This is a genomic window from Pseudomonas sp. W4I3 (assembly GCF_030816195.1).
Lineage (GTDB): Bacteria > Pseudomonadota > Gammaproteobacteria > Pseudomonadales > Pseudomonadaceae > Aquipseudomonas.
This window is the reverse complement of sequence record NZ_JAUSXS010000001.1, coordinates 2,101,025-2,123,033: the sequence shown is the minus strand read 5'-3', so window position 1 is coordinate 2,123,033 and position 22,009 is coordinate 2,101,025. Positions and strand designations below refer to the sequence as shown.

At 61.7% G+C, this 22,009-nt stretch carries 19 protein-coding genes; 9 read left to right on the top strand and 10 right to left on the bottom strand.

Features of this window, described 5'->3' with window-relative positions; genetic code table 11:
* Positions 1 to 21: 21 nt before the first annotated feature.
* The 4 genes from QF045_RS09620 to QF045_RS09605 form a co-directional block, all read right to left on the bottom strand.
* The gene (locus tag QF045_RS09620) at positions 22 to 1,239 is read right to left on the bottom strand and encodes an SAM-dependent methyltransferase (protein WP_306491995.1); all 1,218 of its coding nucleotides are present in this window, start codon (positions 1,237 to 1,239) and stop codon (positions 22 to 24) included.
* Positions 1,240 to 1,957: 718 nt separating this feature from the next.
* Positions 1,958 to 2,575 (bottom strand): TPM domain-containing protein, encoded by a 618-nt coding sequence (locus QF045_RS09615; protein ID WP_306491994.1) that lies wholly within the window; start codon positions 2,573 to 2,575, stop codon positions 1,958 to 1,960.
* A gap of 31 nt (positions 2,576 to 2,606) precedes the next feature.
* A complete protein-coding gene (locus QF045_RS09610; protein WP_306491993.1) occupies positions 2,607 to 3,335 on the bottom strand; it encodes a YgcG family protein in 729 nt (242 codons plus the stop codon).
* Positions 3,336 to 3,353: 18 nt separating this feature from the next.
* Positions 3,354 to 3,965, bottom strand: a complete 612-nt coding sequence (locus tag QF045_RS09605) for a LemA family protein (RefSeq protein ID WP_306491992.1) — start codon at positions 3,963 to 3,965, stop codon at positions 3,354 to 3,356.
* Positions 3,966 to 4,203: 238 nt separating this feature from the next.
* Between QF045_RS09605 and bglX the strand changes: the two genes are divergently transcribed.
* Positions 4,204 to 6,495, top strand: coding sequence for a beta-glucosidase BglX (bglX, locus tag QF045_RS09600; RefSeq protein ID WP_306491991.1), 2,292 nt, complete (start codon positions 4,204 to 4,206; stop codon positions 6,493 to 6,495).
* Positions 6,496 to 6,652: 157 nt separating this feature from the next.
* Here the strand turns inward: bglX and QF045_RS09595 are convergent, their stop codons facing one another.
* From QF045_RS09595 to QF045_RS09580, 4 genes are all read right to left on the bottom strand, one after another.
* Positions 6,653 to 7,810, bottom strand: coding sequence for a phosphatidylserine/phosphatidylglycerophosphate/cardiolipin synthase family protein (locus QF045_RS09595; RefSeq protein ID WP_306491990.1), 1,158 nt, complete (start codon positions 7,808 to 7,810; stop codon positions 6,653 to 6,655).
* 1 nt (position 7,811) lies between these two features.
* Positions 7,812 to 8,393 (bottom strand): YceI family protein, encoded by a 582-nt coding sequence (locus QF045_RS09590; protein WP_306491989.1) that lies wholly within the window; start codon positions 8,391 to 8,393, stop codon positions 7,812 to 7,814.
* An 89-nt stretch (positions 8,394 to 8,482) separates the two neighbouring features.
* A complete protein-coding gene (locus QF045_RS09585; RefSeq protein ID WP_306491988.1) occupies positions 8,483 to 8,797 on the bottom strand; it encodes an amidase in 315 nt (104 codons plus the stop codon).
* Positions 8,794 to 9,867 carry a serine hydrolase gene (locus tag QF045_RS09580; protein ID WP_306494875.1) on the bottom strand — a complete coding sequence of 358 codons (1,074 nt, stop codon included), beginning with the start codon at positions 9,865 to 9,867 and terminating at the stop codon, positions 8,794 to 8,796. The genes QF045_RS09585 and QF045_RS09580 overlap by 4 nt, the downstream gene beginning before the upstream one ends.
* A gap of 185 nt (positions 9,868 to 10,052) precedes the next feature.
* Here QF045_RS09580 and olsB point away from each other — a divergent pair, with 185 nt between their 5' ends.
* Positions 10,053 to 10,808 (top strand): L-ornithine N(alpha)-acyltransferase, encoded by a 756-nt coding sequence (gene olsB, locus QF045_RS09575; RefSeq protein ID WP_034118547.1) that lies wholly within the window; start codon positions 10,053 to 10,055, stop codon positions 10,806 to 10,808.
* Positions 10,808 to 11,599: a lysophospholipid acyltransferase family protein gene (locus QF045_RS09570; protein WP_306491987.1), complete on the top strand. Its 792-nt coding sequence runs from the start codon at positions 10,808 to 10,810 to the stop codon at positions 11,597 to 11,599. Before olsB ends, QF045_RS09570 begins: the two co-directional genes overlap by 1 nt.
* A 110-nt stretch (positions 11,600 to 11,709) precedes the next feature.
* Here the strand turns inward: QF045_RS09570 and QF045_RS09565 are convergent, their stop codons facing one another.
* Positions 11,710 to 12,294, bottom strand: a complete 585-nt coding sequence (locus QF045_RS09565) for an ACP phosphodiesterase (RefSeq protein WP_306491986.1) — start codon at positions 12,292 to 12,294, stop codon at positions 11,710 to 11,712.
* Positions 12,295 to 12,448: 154 nt separating this feature from the next.
* On the opposite strand from QF045_RS09565, the gene QF045_RS09560 reads away from it, so the two are divergent.
* The 3 genes from QF045_RS09560 to QF045_RS09550 are packed head-to-tail and all read left to right on the top strand — an operon-like array spanning position 12,449 to position 15,026.
* Complete coding sequence (locus QF045_RS09560; protein WP_306491985.1) at positions 12,449 to 12,766, top strand: helix-turn-helix transcriptional regulator; 318 nt, start codon at positions 12,449 to 12,451, stop codon at positions 12,764 to 12,766.
* A gap of 13 nt (positions 12,767 to 12,779) precedes the next feature.
* Positions 12,780 to 13,946: an MFS transporter gene (locus tag QF045_RS09555; protein ID WP_306491984.1), complete on the top strand. Its 1,167-nt coding sequence runs from the start codon at positions 12,780 to 12,782 to the stop codon at positions 13,944 to 13,946.
* Between the two features lie 24 nt (positions 13,947 to 13,970).
* On the top strand, positions 13,971 to 15,026 hold the full coding sequence (locus QF045_RS09550) for an alkene reductase (RefSeq protein WP_306491983.1): 1,056 nt from the start codon (positions 13,971 to 13,973) through the stop codon (positions 15,024 to 15,026).
* A gap of 243 nt (positions 15,027 to 15,269) precedes the next feature.
* Here the strand turns inward: QF045_RS09550 and QF045_RS09545 are convergent, their stop codons facing one another.
* The gene (locus QF045_RS09545) at positions 15,270 to 15,902 is read right to left on the bottom strand and encodes a TetR family transcriptional regulator (RefSeq protein WP_306491982.1); all 633 of its coding nucleotides are present in this window, start codon (positions 15,900 to 15,902) and stop codon (positions 15,270 to 15,272) included.
* A 286-nt stretch (positions 15,903 to 16,188) separates the two neighbouring features.
* Between QF045_RS09545 and QF045_RS09540 the strand changes: the two genes are divergently transcribed.
* Genes QF045_RS09540 through adeC form a run of 3 tightly spaced genes read left to right on the top strand, consistent with a single transcriptional unit; the run spans position 16,189 to position 21,953 of the window.
* Complete coding sequence (locus tag QF045_RS09540) at positions 16,189 to 17,334, top strand: efflux RND transporter periplasmic adaptor subunit (RefSeq protein WP_306491981.1); 1,146 nt, start codon at positions 16,189 to 16,191, stop codon at positions 17,332 to 17,334.
* Between the two features lie 3 nt (positions 17,335 to 17,337).
* Positions 17,338 to 20,499 carry an efflux RND transporter permease subunit gene (locus tag QF045_RS09535; RefSeq protein ID WP_306491980.1) on the top strand — a complete coding sequence of 1,054 codons (3,162 nt, stop codon included), beginning with the start codon at positions 17,338 to 17,340 and terminating at the stop codon, positions 20,497 to 20,499.
* On the top strand, positions 20,496 to 21,953 hold the full coding sequence (gene adeC, locus QF045_RS09530; RefSeq protein ID WP_306491979.1) for an AdeC/AdeK/OprM family multidrug efflux complex outer membrane factor: 1,458 nt from the start codon (positions 20,496 to 20,498) through the stop codon (positions 21,951 to 21,953). The genes QF045_RS09535 and adeC overlap by 4 nt, the downstream gene beginning before the upstream one ends.
* Positions 21,954 to 22,009: the final 56 nt, after the last annotated feature.

The window sequence follows — 22,009 nt, the reverse complement described above, 5'->3', positions numbered from 1 at the left end:
CCTCCCACATTGGTCTCGTGCCTAGTTCAAGAAACCATCGGCGCGCAGCAGGGTTTCCAGGCAATGTTCGGTGATGTGGTAGAACGCCTTGAGTTCCTGGACCTTTGCCAGCAACTGCGTATTTTCCAAAGGCTCCGCGCGTTTGACCGCCAGGATCATCTTGTTCTTGTTGGTGTGCTCCAACGAGATGAACTCGAACACCTTGGTCTCATAGCCACAGGCTTCAAGAAACAGGGCGCGCAGGCTGTCGGTGACCATTTCCGCCTGTTGGCCCAGGTGCAGGCCGTATTGCAGCATCGGCTTGAGCAACAGCGGGCTCTGGATCTGCAGGCGAATCTGTTTGTGGCAGCACGGCGAACACATGATGATCGACGCGCCGGAACGGATGCCGGTGTGAATCGCATAATCGGTGGCGATGTCGCAGGCATGCAGGGCGATCATCACGTCCAGCTCGCTCGGCGCGACGCTGCGTACGTCGCCGCACTTGAATACCAGCCCTGGGTGTTCCAGGCGCGCGGCGGCGGCATTGCACAGGGTCACCATGTCCTCGCGCAGCTCGACACCGGTCACTTCGCCCTCGGCCTTGAGCGTGTTGCGCAGGTAGTCGTGGATCGCGAACGTGAGGTAGCCCTTGCCCGAACCGAAATCGGCGACACGCACCGGTTGGTCGAGCTTCAGTGGCGAGGACGTCAGCGCATGGCTGAACACTTCGATGAACTTGTTGATCTGTTTCCATTTGCGCGACATCGACGGGATCAGTGCCTGCTTGGCGTCGGTCACGCCCAGGTCGGCAAGGAACGGCCGGCTGAGGTCGAGGAAACGGTTTTTCTCGCGGTTATGTTCGGCTGACGGCGCCTCGCGCAACTGCTGCGGCTTGCTTTTGAACAGCGAGCTTTTGTTCTTCTTGCTGTATTCCAGCTGGGCTTCGTCCGTCAGCGACAACAAGTGTGCGTTCTTGAACGAGGCCGGCAGCAGCTCGGCAATCGCCGCCACACCCTGCGCATGGGGGAAGTTCTTGGTGATGTCGCGGGTCTTGTAGCGATAGACGAAGGACAGGCATGGCTGCTCCTTGACCGTCACCGGCTTGATGATCAGCCGCTGCAGTTCGGCCTCCTCGCCCACGTACTTGGCCAGCACCAGCTTGATGAAGGCGTTCTGCGCCAGGCTTGCGCTCAGCAGTTCGATGAACTGGGCGTGATGATCAGGCGCGGGGCGCGCAGGTTGAGCGGTGACGGACATGAACAAAAAGGCCTCGGGCTGGGAGTGCCGGGCATTTTAGGGGGGATAACCCGCCAAGACACGGAGTTATTTGACCAATGGTCACTACAGTTCCAAATGTGGGAGGGGGCTTGCCCCCGATGCGCATAGGTATCTACACAACCTTGTAGCAGCCTACGGTAACCACGATGCGAAGCGAGCCGCTCTTGATCTTGCTCTTGATCTTAGGCGCCCCGTTAAACCACGCTGGCCGCAATTCGACAGTGATTTGGGGGGTAAACCGGCAGGGATGCCGGTTTAGCCGCCCCGCGCCATGGATGGCGCGTGGCGGCGGCCCCCCAAATCACTGTCGGATTACGGGCACACCGAGCGTGAGCGAGGTGCCGAGTGGTGGGGCAGGAGCCCTTTTGGTTACTTTTGGGGCTCTTTTCCAAAAGTGACCCGCCGTAAGGGCGGAACCCTAAGCCGCCGTTACCGCAGCAATGGATATGTACTCGCTCTGATCCAACACCATGGTCGGCTGTAAGGCCGCCATCGGGAGCAAGCCCCCTCCCACATTTGGAACGCGGAGCGTCAGTTAGAGAGGCTTCGGCTCCCCGCCCCGTCATAGATTCAGGGCCGAGCCAAAGTTGTGTAGATACCCATGCCCCGATGAGGGTGGGTCAGCTACAGATTAGCTGCCTGGCACACCGCCATTGGGGGCAAGCCCCATCCCACATTTAGAACGGTGTTGACTGGGTTATTCGAGTACCACCAGGCGGTTGGGCAGCTCGTTACGCGTTTGCGTCACCGGCACATGCACCTTGAGCAATTCACCACACGCCTCGATGCAGGCAATGAAGCCGGCCAATGTCTGCCCCTGCTTCACCTGCTGGGTGAAGGCCTTGACGATGCCATCCCAACTGCTGTCGTCGAGGCGCTTGGAAATGCCGTCATCCACCAGGATTTCCACATAACGCTCCGCCTCGCTGACGAAAATCAGCACGCCGGTGCTGCCCAGCGTGTGGTGCAGGTTCTGCTCCAGAAACTGGCGACGCGCCAGGTTCGAGGCGCGCCAGTGGCGGACCGAACGCGGGATCAAACGGGTGGTGACCTTGGGCAAACGGAACACCAGGCACAACACAATGAAAGTCGCCCACTGCGCCAGCAACAAGGTGTACATGGTCAGGTAGCCCGACAAGTAATGCACCACACCGGGCACCACCAACGCGATCAGGCTGGCCCACAGCAACGGTATGTAGGCGTAGTCGTCGGCGCGCGCAGCCAGCACCGTGACCAGCTCGGCGTCGGTCTGTTGCTCGACCCGGGCAATCGCTTCGGCCACTTGGCGCTGCTCGTGTTCAGTCAGTAATGCCATGGTTGTAGATGCTCTTTTCTCGTTATTGTCATTACCAGCCGCCCGAAGCCCCGCCACCGCCGAAACCACCCCCGCCGCCGCGAAAACCGCCGCCACCGCCGCCCCCACCGCCGCCGCGTCCGCTGCTGCTGAGGATTGCCAGCAGGATAGCGCCCACCGGCAGGCCCATGCGATTGCACAGCCACAACACGCCGATCAGCAGGATGAACAACCCGATGGAAAACCCGGGGTTGTCCTTGGCGAAATTCGCATCCGCGACATGGGCGGGCACGGCCAAAGGCTCACCGCCCACCACCTGGATCATTGCCGCGACACCGTCGCTGATGCCCTGGCTGAAGTTGCCGGTCTTGAACTTGGGCGCGATCACCTGGTTGATGATCACCCAGGACTGCGCATCCGTCAGCACGCCTTCGAGGCCATAGCCGACTTCGATGCGCAACTTGCGCTCGTCACGGGCCACGATCAGCAACGCGCCGTTGTCCTTGCCCTTCTGGCCAATGCCCCACTGGCGGCCCAGTTGATAACCGTAGTCTTCAATCGGCACGCCCTGCAGGTCGGGCACGGTGACCACCACGATCTGGTCACCTGAGGTCTGCTCCAGCGCCTGCAATTGCTGAGTCAGTTGCTCGCGCACCGCCGGGTCGATCATCTGGGCGTTGTCCACCACCCGCCCGGTCAATGCCGGGAAGGTCAGGGCCGCCTGGGCCGTGCCCAGGCAGGCCAGCAGCCACAGCGCCAGGCCTATCCGTAATAAACGCATCGACACCTCAAGGCAGCGTTATTTGAACTTCACCTGCGGCGCTTTATCGGCGTCGGCGCTGGTGGCTTCAAACGTGGCGCGGATCGGCAAGTCGCTGTACATCACGCTGTGCCACAGGCGGCCTGGGAAGGTGCGGATTTCGGTGTTGTAGGCCTGCACGGTCTGGATGAAATCGCGACGGGCCACGGCGATACGGTTTTCAGTCCCCTCGAGTTGCGACTGCAGCGCCAGGAAGTTCTGGTTGGCCTTCAGGTCCGGATAGCGCTCGGACACCACCATCAAACGGCTGAGTGCACCGCTCAAGCCATCCTGGGCCTGCTGGAACTGCTTGAGCTTCTCGGGATTGTCCAAAGTGCTGGCATCCACCTGGATGGAGGTGGCCTTGGCCCGCGCTTCAATCACGGCGGTCAGGGTGTCCTGTTCGTGGGCGGCATAGGCCTTCACGGTTTCCACCAGGTTGGGGATCAGGTCGGCACGGCGCTGGTACTGGTTCTGCACCTGGCCCCAGGCGGCCTTGGCCTGTTCGTCCAGGGTCGGAATGTTGTTGATGCCGCAACCGCTCAGCACGCTGCTGATCAATAGCAATGCCGCGGCCTTCCAGCCCCAACGGTAAGTCTGTGCTGCTTGCATGGTGTTTCTCCTGCCCAATCTGGATGGAATTTGACGACTAACCCTATAAACCACGCGCTTGGGGCATAATCCGCCACCACTGGAATGCTTCGAGCCAATCAGCTACAAAGATGCCCAGCGCGAAAAAGAGTTCAGAGTGTGCTGCATTTATCTGAACAACACCCGAACAACAATAGTCGCTCCCCACATTTTGGCCGATCAGCCTGACCGCTGTGCAGTGAGCCGAAAAAGGATATTCATGAAGAAGCTGTGTTTGCTCGGCCTTGTTGCCACTCTGGCCAGCCACCCTGTATGGGCAGAAACAAAGCCTGCTGCGCTTAAAGACAAGGACGCCTTCGTCAGCGACCTGCTCAAGCAGATGACCCTCGATGAAAAGATCGGCCAGTTGCGCCTGATCAGCATCGGCCCGGAAATGCCCCGCGAGCTGATCCGCAAGGAGATCGCCGCCGGCCGCATCGGCGGCACCTTCAACTCCATCACCCGCCCGGAAAACCGGCCGATGCAGGACGCGGCCATGCGCAGCCGGTTGAAGATCCCGATGTTCTTCGCCTACGACGTCATCCACGGCCATCGTACGATTTTCCCGATCAGCCTGGCCCTGGCCTCCAGCTGGGACATGGACGCCATCGGCCGCTCCGGGCGCATCGCCGCCCAGGAAGCCGCCGCCGACAGTCTCGACATCACCTTCGCGCCGATGGTCGACATCTCCCGTGACCCGCGCTGGGGCCGCACTTCCGAAGGCTTCGGCGAAGACACCTACCTGGTGTCGCGCATTGCCGAAGTGATGGTCAAGGCCTTCCAGGGCGCCAGCGCGGCGAACGCCGACAGCATCATGGCCAGCGTCAAGCACTTCGCCCTGTATGGCGCAGTGGAAGGCGGCCGCGACTACAACGTGGTCGACATGAGCCCGGTCAAGATGTACCAGGATTACTTGCCGCCCTACCACGCGGCGATCAAGGCCGGCTCCGGCGGCGTGATGGTGGCGCTCAACTCGATCAACGGCGTGCCCGCCACCGCCAACACCTGGCTGATGAACGACTTGCTGCGCAGGGACTGGGGCTTCAAGGGCCTGGCCGTGAGCGACCACGGCGCGATCTTCGAGCTGATCAAACACGGCGTGGCCAAGGACGGGCGTGAAGCGGCCAAGCTGGCGATCAAGGCCGGCATCGACATGAGCATGAACGACACCCTGTACGGCAAGGAACTGCCGGGGCTGCTCAAGTCCGGAGAGATAGAACAGAGCGACATCGACAACGCCGTGCGCGAAGTGCTCGGCGCCAAGTACGACATGGGCCTGTTCAAGGACCCGTACCTGCGCATCGGCAAGGCCGAGGATGACCCGGCCGACACCTATGCCGACAGCCGCCTGCACCGCGCCGATGCCCGTGACATCGCGCGCCGCAGCCTGGTGTTGCTGAAAAACCAGGACCAGACGCTGCCGCTGAAAAAATCTGCGACCATCGCGCTGGTCGGCCCGCTGGCCAAGGCACCCATCGACATGATGGGCAGTTGGGCAGCCGCCGGTAAGCCGGAGCAGTCCGTCACGTTGCTTGACGGCATGAACGCCGTGATCGGCGACAAGGGCAAGATCATCTACGCCCGCGGCGCCAACATCACCAATGACAAAGCGGTGGTCGACTACCTCAACTTCCTCAACTTCGACGCCCCGGAAGTGGTGGATGACAAGCGTGCGCCCCAGGTGTTGATTGATGAAGCGGTCGAGGCGGCCAGGCATGCAGACATCGTAGTGGCCGCCGTGGGCGAGTCCCGTGGCATGTCCCATGAATCCTCCAGCCGCACCGACCTGAATATCCCGCAAAGCCAGCGCGACCTGATCAAGGCCCTCAAGGCCACCGGTAAACCGCTGGTGCTGGTGCTGATGAATGGACGGCCGCTGTCGATTCTGGAGGAAAACCAACAGGCCGACGCCATCCTGGAAACCTGGTTCGCCGGCACCGAAGGCGGCAACGCGATTGCCGACGTACTGTTCGGCGACTACAACCCGTCGGGCAAGCTGCCGATCACCTTCCCGCGTTCGGTGGGGCAAATTCCAACCTACTACAACCACCTGAGCATCGGTCGGCCATTCACGCCGGGCAAACCGGGCAACTACACCTCGCAGTACTTCGATGACACCACAGGTCCCCTGTTTCCGTTTGGCTATGGCCTGAGCTACACCACGTTCGGCCTGTCGGACATGGCGCTGTCGTCCACCACCCTGAACAAGACCGGCAAGCTCGACGCCAGCGTCACGGTGAAGAACACCGGCAAGGTCGACGGCGAAACCGTGGTGCAGTTGTACATCCAGGACGTGGCCGGCTCGATGATTCGCCCGGTCAAAGAGCTGAAGAACTTCCAGAAGGTCATGCTCAAGGCTGGAGAGGAGCGCACGTTGCACTTCAGCATTACCGAGGAAGACCTGAAGTTTTATAACGCCCAGCTCAAGTTCGCGGCGGAGCCCGGTGAGTTCAATGTGCAGATTGGGCTGGATTCCCAGGATGTACAGCAGCAGAGCTTTGAACTGCTCTAAAGGCCGACTCGGTCAAAAATGTGGGAGGGGCGGTGCGACGATTCGACTTGCTCCCGATTGCGGTGGATCAGTCAGCATATTTGTTACTGACCCACCACTATCGGGAGCAAGTCGAATCGTCGCACCGCCCCTCCCACATTTGACCTCATTGTTCTTGTTAGCCGCGCCGATCCAGCAGATTGACGACCAACCGATCAATCCACCCCCACACCCGCTGCTTCACCCGCCGCCACAACGGCCGCGCCTTCCAGGCTTCCAAACTGACCGCCTGGCTCTGCGCAAAATCACGCTCGAAACTGCCCGCCACCGCCTGCGTCAATTCAGGGTCCAACGCTTCCAGGTTGGCTTCCAGATTGAAGCGCAGATTCCAGTGGTCGAAGTTGCACGAGCCAATGCTCACCCAGTCATCCACCAGCACCATCTTCAGGTGCAGAAAGCACGGTTGGTATTCGAAAATCTGCACGCCCGAACGCAGCAGGCGCGGGTAATAGCGGTGCCCGGCGTAGCGCACCGACGGATGATCGGTGCGCGGGCCGGTGAGCAGCAAACGCACGTCCACACCACGCCCGGCCGCACGACGCAAGGCGCGGCGCACGCTCCAGGTGGGCAAAAAGTAAGGCGTGGCTAGCCAGATACGCGTCTTGCTGCTGTTCAAGGCACGGATCAGCGATTGCAAAATATCGCGGTGCTGACGGGCGTCGGCATAGGCGACGCGGCCAAGGCCAGGCCCGGTCGCAGGCACCTTGGGCAACCGCGACAAGCCGAAATGCGTGGCCGGTTTCCATTCCCGACGGGCCGCGTTGGCGTGCCATTGGCGGTCGAACAGTGCCTGCCAGTCGAGCACCATTGGCCCGCTGATGTGCACCATCACTTCATGCCACTCGGCAGTGTCCTGGCCTGGGGTCCAGAATTCATCGGTGACGCCGGTGCCACCGATCACCGCCACCTCCTGGTCGATCAGCAGCAGCTTGCGGTGGTCGCGGTACAGGTTGCGCATCCAGCGTCGCCAGCTCAGGCGATTGTAGAAACGCAGCTCCACCCCCGCGTCGGTCAAGCGCTTGCGCAACCCGAGGGTAAACGCCAGGCTGCCGTAATCATCAAACAGGCAGCGCACCTGCACACCGCACTGGGCCGCGAGCACCAGCGCCTGCACCATCGCTTCGGCACAGGCGCCGGCTTCTACCAGGTACAACTCCAGGTCGACTTGCCGCTCGGCGCGGGCGATACCCACCAGCATTTGCGGGAAAAAATTCGGCCCGTCGATCAACAGTTCGAAACGGTTGGCGCTGCGCCACGGGAACACTGCGCCGCCCATATCAGCGCGCCGTGAAGATCAGTACCGCACCCACCGGCACCGACAAACTGATCGACTCAAGCCCTGCCGCTTTGCGCAGCGCCGCCACACCGGGCGACAGCTCGAAATCTTCGGCGTGCACCACCACCGGCTCCAGGGTCACCACCTGAAAGCGCCGGTCGTCCAGACGCGTGGCCAATAGCTCGGCGTCGTAGGTCCGGGTCTTGCCGTGCAAGGTGATGCTCAGTGGCAGGCGCAATTCAATTTGCGCACCGGGGGCCAGGTCATTGATCGGCTGCAGATTGATCTGCGTGCTGATCAACGCTTCGGGAAACTGCTTGATCTCGAACAGCTCCTTGCGCATGCGCTCATCGCGCAGCGGGATGCCACTGTTGATCGACTCCAGCTCTACTTGCACCTGGGCCGCGCCCTGGCTGTCGACCTTGCCGTGCAGCACGAGGAAGCGGTGCACCTCGGCGATCTCGGTGTTTTTGGTGGTGACGAACGACAGGCGTGAGGATTCGTTATCCAGGTACCAGTCGGCGTGGGCAGGCAAGGCGGCACAGGTCAGCAAGGCGAAGACCAAAGGTTTGAGATTGAACATAAAGGCTCATGGGGCAAAAAATCTGGATGAACCTTAAGCGCAATCTCACGAATGGCGCAAATCCAATGTGGGAGGGGTGATGTGTGTATTCAGGGATTCAGGCGACAGCCCTGACGGTCGCCCATCCACCGCGCCGTATGCGTGCGCCCCAACCCGCTCGCCGTCACTTCACTGCGTTCGGGATTATCATTGAACGCGCTGGTCGGCACGTATTGTTCCACATAACCACGGCAGTAATCGGCGGGTTGGTTTTCCACGTAGCGACACGAGCAGTACTCCTTGGCCGTGTACGCCGCGATGATGTCGGGAAAGGCTTGCAGGTTGACGCGCTCGTGCCACACCCAGCCCAGCAACGCGAGCAACAGCGCCAGCAAGACGCTGATAAACGGATGACGACGGATCATGAGCGCACCGCCGCCAAGACGCGCTTGAGCAGTTCGCTATGCCGGTAGCTGCCATCGCGGTCATCGCCGTAGCGCACGATGACCAGGTGTTCGCCGGGCAGCACGAACAGCGCCTGGCCCCAATGCCCCAGGGCGGCGAAGGTGTCGGCCGGTGCGTCGGGCCAGGGTTGGGGAGTGCCCTGGTTGAGCCACCATTGTCCGCCGGGCACGGCTTCATCCTGGCCCGCTTGGTAGTGGTCGAAGGGCTGGCGGTTGAAGGCGACCCACTCCCTGGGCAGCAATTGGCGTTCGTTCCAGCGCCCATCCCGCGCCATCAGCAGCCCGACCCGCGCCAGGTCGCGGGCGGTGAGGTAGGCATAGGAGGAGGCGACGAAGGTCTCATCGGCGTCGGTTTCCCAGGTCGCGCTGCGAATGCCCAGCGGCTTGAACAACGCGTCCCACGGGTAGCTCATATAGGCCTTGTGCCCGAGCATGCCTTTGAGCGCGGCGGACAGGATATTGCTGTCGCCGCTGGAATAGCGAAACGCCTGGCCGGGTGCATCAGCGGCCTCGGTCTCGGCGGCAAATTGCGCCATGTCGGCACGGCCACGGGTGTAGAGCATCGCCACCACAGAGGATTTAAGCGGCGCGTACTCGTAGTCTTCCTGCCAGTCCAGGCCCGAGGCCCAGTGCAGCAGGTCGGCCATGCTCACCTTGGGGTGCTGTTTCATCGGTGGGTAAAAGCGCGCAACAGCGTCGCTCAGTTTGAAGCGGTTTTCGCCATAAGCCACGCCCAGCACGGTCGCCATCAGGCTTTTGCTGATCGACCACGTCAGGTGCGGCGTGCTGGCGGTGGTGGGCGCCGCGTAGCGTTCGTAGATGATTTCGCCATCACGGATTACCAGCAACGCATCGGTACGGATGCCTTGGCGAGTGTTGTCGTCACGGGGCGGGAAAGCGTAGGCATTCAGCGCATCGACGGCAGGACCTTCGATCAATCGGCCCGTCACCCAATCCTCGCCGGGCCAGGTTTCGGCGCAAGCACCGACAGTGACGAACAACAGAACAACGCACAACAGGCCTCTGACCATGGGCACCAACTCAAGGGGCATTCAAGCCCGCGAGCGTAGTGCAGGCCGATGACAGATTTGCGACAACGGGGCTGTCACTCAACGGTCACCGTAACTTCATGGAGATGACACCGAGGCTACATAGCCTGACTTTGGACAACAAAGTCGACTGGCCGCACAACCTGGCCGGCACTCGGAGACTCGCTATGACTCAGATCGCCCGCATCAGCGACACCGGCAATGAACGCCGTCTGCAAGCCGAACGCCTGGTTGGCGCCAAGGCCTTGCAGGAAGCCCAGGCCCTGCGGTTCAACGTGTTCAGCGGCGAGTTCAACGCCAAGCTGAAAGGCGCCGAACTGGGTCTGGACATGGATGACTATGATGTTCACTGCAGCCACATTGGCGTGCGTGACTTGAACAGCGGTCGACTGGTGGCCACCACCCGTTTGCTCGATCACCAGGCCGCCAGCACCCTGGGCCGGTTCTATAGCGAAGAAGAATTCAGCCTGCATGGGCTGCTGCACTTGCAGGGCCCGATCCTGGAGATCGGCCGTACCTGCGTCGACCCGGCCTACCGCAACGGCGGCACTATCGCGGTGCTCTGGGGCGAGTTGGCCGAAGTGCTCAACCAGGGCGGCTACAGCTACCTGATGGGCTGCGCGAGCATACCGATGCACGACGGCGGCATTCAGGCCCACGCGATCATGCAGCGCCTGCGCGAGCGCTACCTGTGCAACGAACACCTGCGCGCCGAACCGAAAAAACCGCTGCCGGCGCTGGACCTGCCCTCCAACGTCATCGCTGAAATGCCGCCGCTGCTCAAGGCGTATATGCGCCTGGGCGCGAAGATTTGCGGCGAGCCGTGCTGGGATGAAGATTTCCAGGTGGCCGACGTGTTCATCCTGCTCAAGCGCGACGAACTGTGCCCACGCTATGCCCGCCACTTCAAGGCGGCGATGTGATGGGCCGCCTGCGTGTGTACGGGCGCATCGCCCGGGTGCTGCTGGTGGTGGCGCTGGGTTTGAGCATGGCCAGTGTGTTTGGCCTGTTCGAACGCCTGGGGGTGGCCAATTCGATGGTGCGGCGCCAGCGTTGGTCGCGCTTTTTCATGGCGCGGCTGACCAACGCCCTGCCCTTTCGCGTGACGGTGCGCGGTGAATTGCCGACGCAACCGATGCTGTGGGTGAGCAATCACGTGTCCTGGACCGATATCCCGCTGCTCGGTGCTGTGGCGCCGATGTCGTTCCTGTCCAAGGCCGAAGTGCGCACCTGGCCGGTGGCTGGCTGGTTGGCGGCGAAAGCCGGCAGCCTGTTCATTCGCCGTGGCTCGGGTGACAGTCAGTTGATCCGCAAACAGATGACCCGCCATTTGGAGCAGGAGCACCCGCTGCTGATGTTCCCCGAGGGCACCACCACCGACGGGCGCAGCCTGCGCACCTTCCACGGGCGTTTGCTGGCCAGTGCGATCGATGCGGATGTGGCGCTGCAACCGGTGGCGATCCGTTACCTGCGCGATGGCCAGGTGGACCCGCTGGCGCCGTTTATTGGTGATGACGATTTGCTCTCGCACCTGATGCGACTGTTCGGCAATGACCAGGGCGACGTGGAGATTCACCTGCTCAAACCGATTGCCTGCGCCGGGCAGGAGCGTGCGGCGCTGGCGTATCAGGCGCAGCAGGCGGTGCAGAAGGCGTTGTTTGGGCCGTTGCCGGAGGCCGAATTGGTAGGCACTCGCCCCGCCTACGCGGCCTGAAGCGGGCACGGTCAAAATGTGGGAGGGGGCTTGCTCCCGATAGCAGTGGCTCAGTCAACCTTGCAGTGACTGGCATACCGCCATCGGGAGCAAGCCCCCTCCCACATTTTTTAGTTCTGAGTATTCAGTTGGTGTTGTGCAAATGCCTGTAGCTCTGGGTAGAAGTCACTGAAGTCCTGGCTCAGCGGCTCATACAGCTCCCGCAATTCCTGCATCGCAAACCCCAGTTCCTCAGGCTGCGTCAGCCGCCGCGAGATCCCCCGCAACACTTGCTCCATCACTTCGAACTCACGGTACGAGCCCAGCCAATCATCCGCTGCCATCCAGGGTGCAATCTGCGCCAGCCGCCCCGGTAACTGCGGTTCTGCCGCCAGCACGCGGTACACCTGCGAGGTGAAGCGCTCCAGCGACTGGTCGGCATACAGCGCCCAATCCCGCGCCAGGCAGTGATCGAAAAATACATCCAGAACAATCCCCGCATAGCGCCTGCGGGTCAGGCTGAAGCGCGACAACGCCTCCCCCACCAGCGGGTGGCTGTCGGTGAAGCAGTCAATCGAGCGATGCAACTGAATCGCCGATTCGATTTGCGGGCTGAACTGGCCCTGCAAGCGGCCTTTGACGAAGTCGCCATACAGGCTGCCCAGCAGTTGCGCAGGAAGTTGGCCGCCCAGGTGCAGATGTGCGAGATAATTCATGGCGCGCAGTCTACCACTGCCGACGACGTATCGTTATAACCCGATATACCCAATCCGACCGACCTCAGAGCAAAATCATATTGGTATATCGGGATATAACGATTTAAAGTTCGCCTCATCGCGATATAACGTTTTACGCCACCGAGCACCTGCCATGTCCATCGACCTCGACGAAATAATAAAAGCCCTGGCGCACCCAGTACGACGAGACATCCTCACCTGGCTGAAAGACCCGAAGGTGCAATTCCCCGAGCAATTGCACAACCACGAATACGGCATCTGCGCCGGGCAGATCGACCAGCGCTGCGGCTTGTCCCAGTCCACCGTGTCAGCGCATCTGGCCACATTGCAACGCGCCGGCCTGATCACCAGCCAGAAAGCCGGGCAGTGGCACTTTTTCCGGCGCAATGAGGAGGTGATCCACGCCTTCCTCACCGCGCTCTTCACCGAACTCAGCGCACCCGCGCGGTAATAAGGAAACATTAATGCCCCTCTCGCTCGTCATCCTGGCCCTCAGCGCCTTTGCCATCGGCACCACCGAGTTCGTCATCATGGGCTTGCTGCCCGATGTGGCGGCAGACCTGGGTGTGTCGATTCCCGGCGCGGGCTGGCTGGTGACCGGCTATGCCCTGGGCGTGGCCATCGGCGCGCCGTTCATGGCGCTGGCCACCGCCAGGCTGCCACGCAAGGCTGCGCTGGTAGCGTTGATGGGTATCTTCATCGTCGGCAACCTGCTCTGCGCAATGGCGAGCGACTACAACGTGCTGATGTTCGCCCGTGTGGTCACCGCGCTGTGCCACGGTGCGTTCTTCGGGATTGGTTCAGTGGTGGCCGCCAACCTGGTGCCCGCCAACAAACGTGCGTCGGCGGTGGCGTTGATGTTCACCGGCTTGACCCTGGCCAACGTGCTGGGCGTGCCGCTCGGTACCGCGCTGGGCCAGCAAGCCGGCTGGCGCTCGACCTTCTGGGCGGTGACGGTCATCGGCGTGGTCGCCTTGATCGGCCTGATCCGCTTCCTGCCAGCCAAGCGCGACGAAGAAAAACTCGACATGCGCGCCGAACTGGCCGCCCTCAAAGGCGCCGGCATCTGGCTGTCGTTGAGCATGACCGCGTTGTTCGCCGCGTCCATGTTCACCCTCTTCACCTATGTCGCGCCGTTGCTGGGTGACGTCACCGGGGTGTCGCCCAAAGGCGTGACCTGGACCTTGCTGCTGATCGGCCTGGGCCTGACGCTGGGCAACATCATCGGCGGCAAGCTGGCCGACAAGCGCCTGGCCGCCACCCTGATCGGCGTGTTTGCCAGCATGGCGGTGGTCTCCAGCGCACTGACCTGGACCAGCGTCGCGCTGATCCCCACTGAAATCACCCTGTTCCTGTGGGCCACCGCCTCCTTCGCCGCCGTGCCGGCGCTGCAGATCAATGTGGTGACCTTCGGCAAGGCCGCGCCAAACCTGGTGTCCACCCTGAACATCGGTGCCTTCAACATCGGCAACGCCCTCGGCGCCTGGGTTGGCGGCAGCGTGATCGCCCACGGTTTCGGCTTGACCAGCGTGCCCTTGGCCGCCGCGGCCCTGGCGATTCTCGCGCTGCTGGTGACCCTGATTACATTCCGTCAGGGCGGCGATGCCGACCTGGCCCCCGCGACTCACTGATCAACTTGAGAAAGGTGTTTTCCCATGACGACTATTTTCGATCCCATCAAACTGGGCGACCTGGAACTGAAAAACCGCATCATCATGGCGCCGCTGACCCGCTGCCGTGCTGACGCCGGTCGCGTACCCAATGCGCTGATGGCCGAGTACTACGTGCAGCGCGCGTCCGCCGGGCTGATCCTCAGCGAAGCCACCTCCGTAACGCCCATGGGCGTGGGCTACCCGGACACGCCGGGCATCTGGTCCAACGACCAGGTTCGCGGCTGGGCCAACGTGACCAAGGCGATCCACGGCGCGGGCGGCAAGATCTTCCTGCAACTGTGGCACGTCGGCCGTATCTCCCATGAGTCGTACCTGAACGGCGAAACCCCGGTGGCGCCGAGCGCGATCCAGCCCAAAGGCCACGTCAGCCTGGTGCGCCCACTGGCCGACTACCCGACCCCGCGCGCCCTGGAAACCGCTGAAATCGCCGACATCGTCGACGCTTACCGCACCGGCGCCGAAAACGCCAAGGCCGCAGGTTTTGACGGCGTGGAAATCCATGGCGCCAACGGCTACCTGCTCGACCAGTTCCTGCAAAGCAGCACCAACCAGCGCACCGACCAGTACGGCGGCTCCCTGGAAAACCGTGCGCGCCTGCTGCTGGAAGTGACCGACGCCGCCATCGAAGTCTGGGGCGCCGGCCGCGTGGGCGTGCACTTGGCACCGCGCGCCGATTCCCACGACATGGGCGACGACAACCTGGCGGAAACCTTCACCTACGTCGCCAGCGAACTGGGCAAGCGTGGCATCGCCTTTATCTGCTCCCGTGAAAAAGAAGGCGCGGACAGCCTCGGCCCACAACTGAAAAAAGCGTTCGGCGGCGTCTACATCGCCAACGAACGCTTTACCAAAGACAGCGCCAACGCTTGGCTGGCCGCCGGCAAGGCCGATGCGGTGGCGTTCGGCGTACCGTTCATTGCCAACCCGGACCTGCCGGCACGCTTGAAGGCCGATGCGCCGCTCAACGACGCGCATCCGGAGACCTTCTACGGTAAAGGGCCTGTTGGTTATATCGACTATCCAACGCTGCCGATCTAACTGACTGAACCATGAAACAAGGTGGGAAGGGGCTTGCCCCCTCCCACATTTTTGACCGCATGTTTCGTCTTGGAAACATCACTTCACAGAACGGCAACAAAATCGCTACAAAATACTTAGGCCGCTACCTATCAACCGCCCGCCAGCCCGTATATAAAGTCACCCCTTCAATCAGGCAGAAGGACGATTGACGGTCCTTAGGCTTTACTGTTGACACAACCGGACGTAATTACGCATTTTGTCTCAATTGCGCAGGCTGGGGCTCAGGCGCAGCATGTCCAGCCCGGCATCCACCCAGCGCTCGGCGTCCTGATGCAGCTGAAAGCTGTCAGGCACCAATAGCCACTGGCCGATCAGGCCGTGGATGTAGGCATGAATGCACACCGCTGCACGGGTGGTATCGAGATTTTCCGGTAATTGGCCGCGATGCACCGCATTACGCAACGTCAGGCCGATGCGCAGGTTGCACTCCAGGCTGTGGGCCTGGCGTTGGCGGCGCATGTCGCACATTTCATCGGTGAACTCGCACTTATGGAACAGGATTTCGTTGATGCGCCGTGTTTTCGGGTCCAGGGCCACTTGGTGATAGAGATGAATCAGCAGCTTGCGCATGCACCCCAACGGGTCGACTTCATCCTCGCTTTCACTGGCCCGGGCCAATTCGTCCAGGGGCTCATGCAGCGTATCAAGCAGTGCCTGCAGCAAGTCGGACTTATTACTGAAATGCCAGTAGATGGCGCCACGCGTGACGCCGGCCAGGGCGGCGATATCCGCCAGCGTGGTCCGCGCAACGCCACGGTCATAGAAGGCCTGCTCGGCGGCTTGGAGAATCTGGCTGCGCGTTTCCTGAGCTTCCTCTTTGGTGCGACGAACCATGGCAGTAAAACCTCAATCAGAACACTTGGGACTATCGTTAACGCAATGTTAATAGACGCGAACGATCATCTGAATAATTGTGGGACGACACCGTCATGGGCGCCGAACGTACTAAAATCGAGGCTTTGGGGGATGCTTTGTCTACATTCCGCCCTGCCTGTCAAGAGTTTACAAACAACCATGAACGTAAGTATATTGCGTAGCAAGCTACTTATCTACTCACAGCTTTGTTTTTACCCTTCCACACTTCTTGTGCGCACCCTGCGCGCCTGACCCGAGGATCTTCATGCAACTTAAGCCAGCTGTTACCGCTCTGGTCACTGCCGTCGCCCTGGCATCGCTGCTCAGCGGATGTAAAAAGGAAGAAGCGGCGCCGCCCGCTCAAACCCCTCAGGTCGGCGTGGTCACCATTCAACCGCAAGCCTTTACCCTGACCACCGAGCTGCCGGGCCGCACCACGGCCTTCCGCATTGCGGAAGTACGCCCTCAGGTCAACGGCATCATTCTCAAGCGCCTGTTCAAGGAAGGCGCGGATGTGAAGGAAGGCCAGCAGCTTTATCAGATCGACCCGTCGGTCTATGAAGCGACCCTCAAAAGCGCACAAGCCAACCTGACCCAGACCAAGTCCATCACCGACCGCTACAAACAGCTGGTCGATGAACAGGCCGTCAGCCGTCAGGAATACGACACCGCCGTCGCCAACCGCATGACGGCCGAAGCAGACGTGCAAACCGCCCAGATCAACGTGCGCTACACCAAGGTGTACGCGCCGATCTCCGGGCGTATCGGCCGTTCTTCGGTCACTGAAGGCGCGCTGGTCAGCAACGGCCAGGCCGACTCCATGGCCGTGATCCAGCAACTGGACCCGATCTACGTCGACGTCACGCAGTCCTCGGCAGAAATGCTCAAGCTGCGCCGCGACCTGGAAAGCGGTCAGTTGGAAAAAGTCGGCGCCAATGCGGCCAAGGTCAAGCTGACCCTGGAAGACGGCACTGACTACGGCCAGGAAGGCAAACTGGAATTCTCCGAAGTGTCGGTTGACCAGACCACTGGCTCCGTCACCCTGCGCGCCGTGTTCCCCAACCCGGACCACACCCTGCTGCCGGGCATGTTCGTGCACGCCCAGTTGCAAGCTGGCGTGAACAGCAAAGCCATTCTGGCACCGCAGCAAGGCGTGACACGCGACCTCAAAGGCACCCCGACGGCGCTGATCGTCAATGCCGACAACAAGGTCGAGCAGCGTGAACTGGTGGCCAACCGTACCTACGGTGCCTACTGGCTGGTGGAAAAAGGCTTGAACGCCGGTGACCGCGTCATCACCGAAGGCTTGCAGTACGTCAAGCCGGGCGCTGAGGTCAAGGTCAAGGAAGCAGACAACGCCAAGCCTGCCGGTTCCGCCGCTCCTGCTGCCGCTGCTGGCAAAGGGGAGTAATCCATGTCGAAATTTTTTATCGACCGTCCCATTTTCGCCTGGGTAATCGCCCTGGTGATCATGCTGGTCGGGGCACTGTCGATCCTGAAGTTGCCCATCAACCAATACCCGGCCATCGCGCCAACCGCCATCGACATCCAGGTGACCTATCCGGGTGCGTCCGCACAAACCGTGCAGGACACCGTGGTGCAGGTCATCGAGCAGCAGCTCAACGGTATCGACAACCTGCGTTACGTTTCCTCGGACAGTAACTCCGACGGCAGCATGACCATCACCGTGACGTTCAACCAGGGTACCAACCCGGACATCGCCCAGGTGCAGGTGCAGAACAAGCTGAACCTGGCAACGCCACTGCTGCCCCAGGAAGTACAGCAGCAGGGTATCCGCGTTACCAAATCGGTGAAGAACTTCCTGATGGTGATCGGTCTGGTGTCGGAAGACGGCAGCATGACCAAGGACGACCTGTCCAACTACATCGTGTCCAACATCCAGGACCCGATCTCGCGTACCGCGGGTGTCGGTGACTTCCAGGTGTTCGGTTCGCAGTACGCCATGCGCATCTGGCTCGACCCGGCCAAGCTCAACAACTACCAGCTGACGCCGGTGGATGTGAGCACCGCGATCCAGGCGCAGAACGTCCAGGTGGCCACCGGTCAATTGGGCGGCTTGCCTGCCCTGCCCGGCACCCAGCTGAACGCGACGATCATCGGCAAGACCCGCCTGCAGACCGCCGAGCAGTTCGGCAACATCCTCATGAAGGTCAACACCGACGGCTCGCAAGTACGCTTGAAGGACGTCGCTCGCATCGAGCTGGGCGGCCAGACCTACAGCATCAGCGCGCAGTTCAACGGCAAACCGGCCTCCGGCATGGCGATCAAACTGGCCTCCGGTGCCAACGCCCTGGACACCGCCAAGGCCATCCGCGCCACCGTGGCGTCCCTGGAACCGTTCTTCCCGCCAGGCATGAAGGCAGTGGTGCCGTATGACACCACGCCGGTTGTAACCGAATCGATCTCCGGTGTTGTCCACACCCTGGTCGAAGCGATTGTGCTGGTGTTCCTGGTGATGTTCCTGTTCCTGCAGAACTTCCGCGCTACCATCATCACCACCATGACGGTGCCGGTGGTGTTGCTGGGTACCTTCGGGATTCTCGCGGCGTTCGGTTTCACCATTAACACCCTGACCATGTTCGGCATGATCCTGGCCATCGGCTTGCTGGTGGACGACGCCATCGTCGTGGTGGAAAACGTCGAGCGCGTCATGGCCGAGGAGCACCTGTCGCCGAAAGAGGCGACGGTCAAGTCCATGAGCCAGATCCAGGGCGCCCTGGTGGGTATTGCCCTGGTACTGTCGGCGGTACTGCTGCCGATGGCGTTCTTCGGCGGCTCCACCGGTGTGATCTACAAACAGTTCTCCATCACCATCGTTTCGGCCATGGCGTTGTCGGTACTGGTTGCCCTGATCTTCACCCCGGCCCTGTGCGCCACCATGCTCAAGCCGATCGACCCGGAAAAGCACGGCCAACCCAAGCGTGGTTTCTTCGGCTGGTTCAACCGCACCTTCGACCGTGGCGTACTGAGCTACGAGCGCGGCGTGGGCAACATGATCAAGCACAAGATCCCGGCGTTCCTGGTGTACCTGCTGATCTTCGCCGGCATGATCTGGCTGTTCATGCGCATCCCTGCCGCATTCCTGCCCGATGAAGACCAGGGCGTGATCTTTGCCCAGGTGCAGACACCGGTCGGCTCAACGGCTGAGCGCACGCAAAAAGTCATCGACGACATGCGCATCTTCCTGCTCAACGACAAGGAAGGCGAGCCAGGCGAAGGCAAAGGCGTGAAATCGGTATTTACCGTGAACGGCTTCAACTTCGCCGGTCGTGGTCAAAGCTCGGGCCTGGCGTTTGTGATGCTCAAGCCGTGGGATGAGCGTGATGCGTCCACGTCGGTATTCGAGATTGCCAAGCGCGCCCAAGGCTACTTCATGCAGACCTTCCAGGACGCCATGGTGTTTGCCATCGTGCCGCCGTCCGTACTGGAACTGGGTAACGCCACCGGTTTCGACGTGTTCCTGCAGGACCAGGGTGGTGTCGGCCATGACAAGCTGATGGCCGCGCGCAACCAGTTCCTGGGCATGGCGGCACAAAGCAAGATCCTGGCCGGTGTGCGTCCTAACGGCGTGAACGATGAGCCGCAGTATGAGCTCACCGTCGACGACGAGAAGGCCAGCGCCCAAGGCATTACGCTGGCGAGCATCAACCAGACCCTGGCGATTGCCCTGGGTGGCAGCTATGTCAACGACTTCATCGACCGCGGTCGCGTGAAGAAGGTGTACGTGCAGGGCGAAGCCGCCAGCCGTATGTCGCCGGAAGACCTGAACAAGTGGTACGTGCGCAGCGACTCCGGGAAGATGGTGCCGTTGTCGGCCATTGCCTCGGGCAAGTGGATCTACGGTTCGCCGAAGCTCTCGCGTTATAACGGTGTGGCGGCGATGGAAATCCTCGGCACCCCGGCACCGGGTTACAGCACCGGTGACGCAATGGCTGAAGTCGAGCGTCTGGTCAAGCAACTGCCGGCCGGTATCGGCTATGCCTGGACAGGCCTGTCGTACGAAGAACGCTTGTCCGGTTCTCAGGCACCAGCGTTGTACGCCCTGTCGCTGCTGGTCGTATTCCTGTGCCTCGCGGCGCTGTACGAAAGCTGGTCGATCCCGATTGCGGTGGTACTGGTCGTGCCGCTGGGTGTGGTGGGGGCGTTGATCGCCACCAGCATGCGCGGGCTGTCCAACGACGTGTTCTTCCAGGTGGGCCTGCTGGTGACGGTGGGTCTGGCGGCGAAAAACGCCATCCTGATCGTGGAGTTCGCCAAAGAGCTCCACGAACAGGGCAAAGGCATCGTCGAGGCTGCGATCGAAGCGTCCCGCATGCGTCTGCGCCCGATCATCATGACCTCCATGGCATTCATCCTCGGCGTACTGCCGCTGGCGATCTCCTCGGGCGCAGGTTCAGGCAGCCAGCACGCCATCGGTACCGGCGTTATCGGCGGTATGATCACGGCCACGGTGCTGGCGATCTTCTGGGTGCCATTGTTCTTTGCAACCGTGTCCGCCATTGGCGACCGTAAAAAGACTGAAACCAAGCAAACTCCTAAAGAGGCTGGCCAATGAGCAAGTCGCTACTTTCCTTAGCCGTCACCGCATTCGTGCTCAGTGGCTGCTCGCTGATCCCTGACTACCAGCGCCCCGAAGCGCCGGTAGCAGCGCAGTTCCCGCAGGGGCCGGCGTATTCGTCGGCCCAGGCGCCGGGCCAGGCCGCTGCCGAGCAAGGCTGGAAGCAGTTTTTCCATGACCCTGCCCTGCAACAGCTGATCCAGACCGCGCTGGTGAACAACCGTGACCTGCGCGTCGCGGCCCTGAACATCGATGCCTACGCGGCGCAGTACCAGATCCAGCGTGCCGACCTGTTCCCGGCCGTCTCGGCCACTGGCAGCGGCAGCCGCTCGCGTACCCCGGCGCGGCTGTCGCAAACCGGCGAATCGACCATCGCCAGCCAGTACTCGGCAGGCCTGGGGATCAGTTCTTATGAATTGGACCTGTTCGGCCGCGTGCGCAGCCTGAGCGAAGAAGCGCTGCAGAAATACTTCGCTACCGAAGAAGCGCGACGCAGCACCCAGATCAGCCTGGTGGCCAACGTGGCGAATGCCTACCTGACCTGGCAGGCCGACAAGGAACTGCTCAAGCTGACCCAGGACACCCTCGGCGCGTTCGAGCAGAGCTTCAAGCTCACCTCGCGCAGCAACGAAGTCGGCGTGGCCTCGGCCCTCGACCTGAGCCAGGCGCGCACCTCGGTGGAAAACGCCCGTGTGCAGCTTGCACGGTATACGCGCCAGGTAGCCCAGGACGAGAACAGCCTGACCCTGCTGCTGGGCACCGGCCTGCCGGCGAATATCGCCAGCAGGCCACTGTCCGACGACCTGCTCAGCGAAGTACCGGCCGGCTTGCCGTCCGACCTGCTGCAACGTCGTCCCGACATCGTTCAGGCCGAGTACAACCTCAAGGCCGCCAACGCCAACATCGGTGCGGCCCGTGCGGCGTTCTTCCCGAGCATCAGCCTGACCGCCAGCGCCGGTACCGCCAGCCCGAACCTGGGCGGCCTGTTCAAGGGCGGCTCAGGCACTTGGTCGTTCGCGCCACAGATCAACATCCCGATCTTCAACGCCGGTAGCCTGCGCGCAAGCCTGGACTACTCGAAGATCCAGAAAGAGATCAACGTGGCCAACTACGAGAAGGCCATTCAGACCGGCTTCCAGGAAGTCTCCGACGGCCTCGCCGCGCGGGCGACCTACAAGCAGCAGCTGGATGCGCAACGTGGCTTCGTCGGCGCCAACCAGGATTACTACCGCCTGGCCGAGCGTCGCTACCGCATCGGTGTGGACAGCAACCTGACCTTCCTCGATGCCCAGCGCCAACTGTTCAGTGCCCAGCAATCGCTGATCACCGACCGCCTGGCGCAGCTGACCAGCGAGGTCAACCTGTACAAGGCCCTCGGCGGTGGCTGGAACGAGCAGACCGCTAAAAATGAGCCGGTGAAAGAAGAAGCACCGCCGCTTAAGTTGTTCTGATAGCGTCGTAGTCATCAAACCGCCTCCCTCACCGGAGGCGGTTTTTTTATGCCTGG

Excerpts from the sequence above, each read along its gene's own strand:
- QF045_RS09620 (WP_306491995.1), bottom strand. The coding sequence starts at position 1,239 with ATGTCCGTCACCGCTCAACCTGCGCGCCCCGCGCCTGATCATCACGCC.
- QF045_RS09615 (WP_306491994.1), bottom strand. The coding sequence starts at position 2,575 with ATGGCATTACTGACTGAACACGAGCAGCGCCAAGTGGCCGAAGCGATT.
- QF045_RS09610 (WP_306491993.1), bottom strand. The coding sequence starts at position 3,335 with ATGCGTTTATTACGGATAGGCCTGGCGCTGTGGCTGCTGGCCTGCCTG.
- QF045_RS09605 (WP_306491992.1), bottom strand. The coding sequence starts at position 3,965 with ATGCAAGCAGCACAGACTTACCGTTGGGGCTGGAAGGCCGCGGCATTG.
- bglX (WP_306491991.1), top strand. The coding sequence starts at position 4,204 with ATGAAGAAGCTGTGTTTGCTCGGCCTTGTTGCCACTCTGGCCAGCCAC.
- QF045_RS09595 (WP_306491990.1), bottom strand. The coding sequence starts at position 7,810 with ATGGGCGGCGCAGTGTTCCCGTGGCGCAGCGCCAACCGTTTCGAACTG.
- QF045_RS09590 (WP_306491989.1), bottom strand. The coding sequence starts at position 8,393 with ATGTTCAATCTCAAACCTTTGGTCTTCGCCTTGCTGACCTGTGCCGCC.
- QF045_RS09585 (WP_306491988.1), bottom strand. The coding sequence starts at position 8,797 with ATGATCCGTCGTCATCCGTTTATCAGCGTCTTGCTGGCGCTGTTGCTC.
- QF045_RS09580 (WP_306494875.1), bottom strand. The coding sequence starts at position 9,867 with ATGGTCAGAGGCCTGTTGTGCGTTGTTCTGTTGTTCGTCACTGTCGGT.
- olsB (WP_034118547.1), top strand. The coding sequence starts at position 10,053 with ATGACTCAGATCGCCCGCATCAGCGACACCGGCAATGAACGCCGTCTG.
- QF045_RS09570 (WP_306491987.1), top strand. The coding sequence starts at position 10,808 with ATGGGCCGCCTGCGTGTGTACGGGCGCATCGCCCGGGTGCTGCTGGTG.
- QF045_RS09565 (WP_306491986.1), bottom strand. The coding sequence starts at position 12,294 with ATGAATTATCTCGCACATCTGCACCTGGGCGGCCAACTTCCTGCGCAA.
- QF045_RS09560 (WP_306491985.1), top strand. The coding sequence starts at position 12,449 with ATGTCCATCGACCTCGACGAAATAATAAAAGCCCTGGCGCACCCAGTA.
- QF045_RS09555 (WP_306491984.1), top strand. The coding sequence starts at position 12,780 with ATGCCCCTCTCGCTCGTCATCCTGGCCCTCAGCGCCTTTGCCATCGGC.
- QF045_RS09550 (WP_306491983.1), top strand. The coding sequence starts at position 13,971 with ATGACGACTATTTTCGATCCCATCAAACTGGGCGACCTGGAACTGAAA.
- QF045_RS09545 (WP_306491982.1), bottom strand. The coding sequence starts at position 15,902 with ATGGTTCGTCGCACCAAAGAGGAAGCTCAGGAAACGCGCAGCCAGATT.
- QF045_RS09540 (WP_306491981.1), top strand. The coding sequence starts at position 16,189 with ATGCAACTTAAGCCAGCTGTTACCGCTCTGGTCACTGCCGTCGCCCTG.
- QF045_RS09535 (WP_306491980.1), top strand. The coding sequence starts at position 17,338 with ATGTCGAAATTTTTTATCGACCGTCCCATTTTCGCCTGGGTAATCGCC.
- adeC (WP_306491979.1), top strand. The coding sequence starts at position 20,496 with ATGAGCAAGTCGCTACTTTCCTTAGCCGTCACCGCATTCGTGCTCAGT.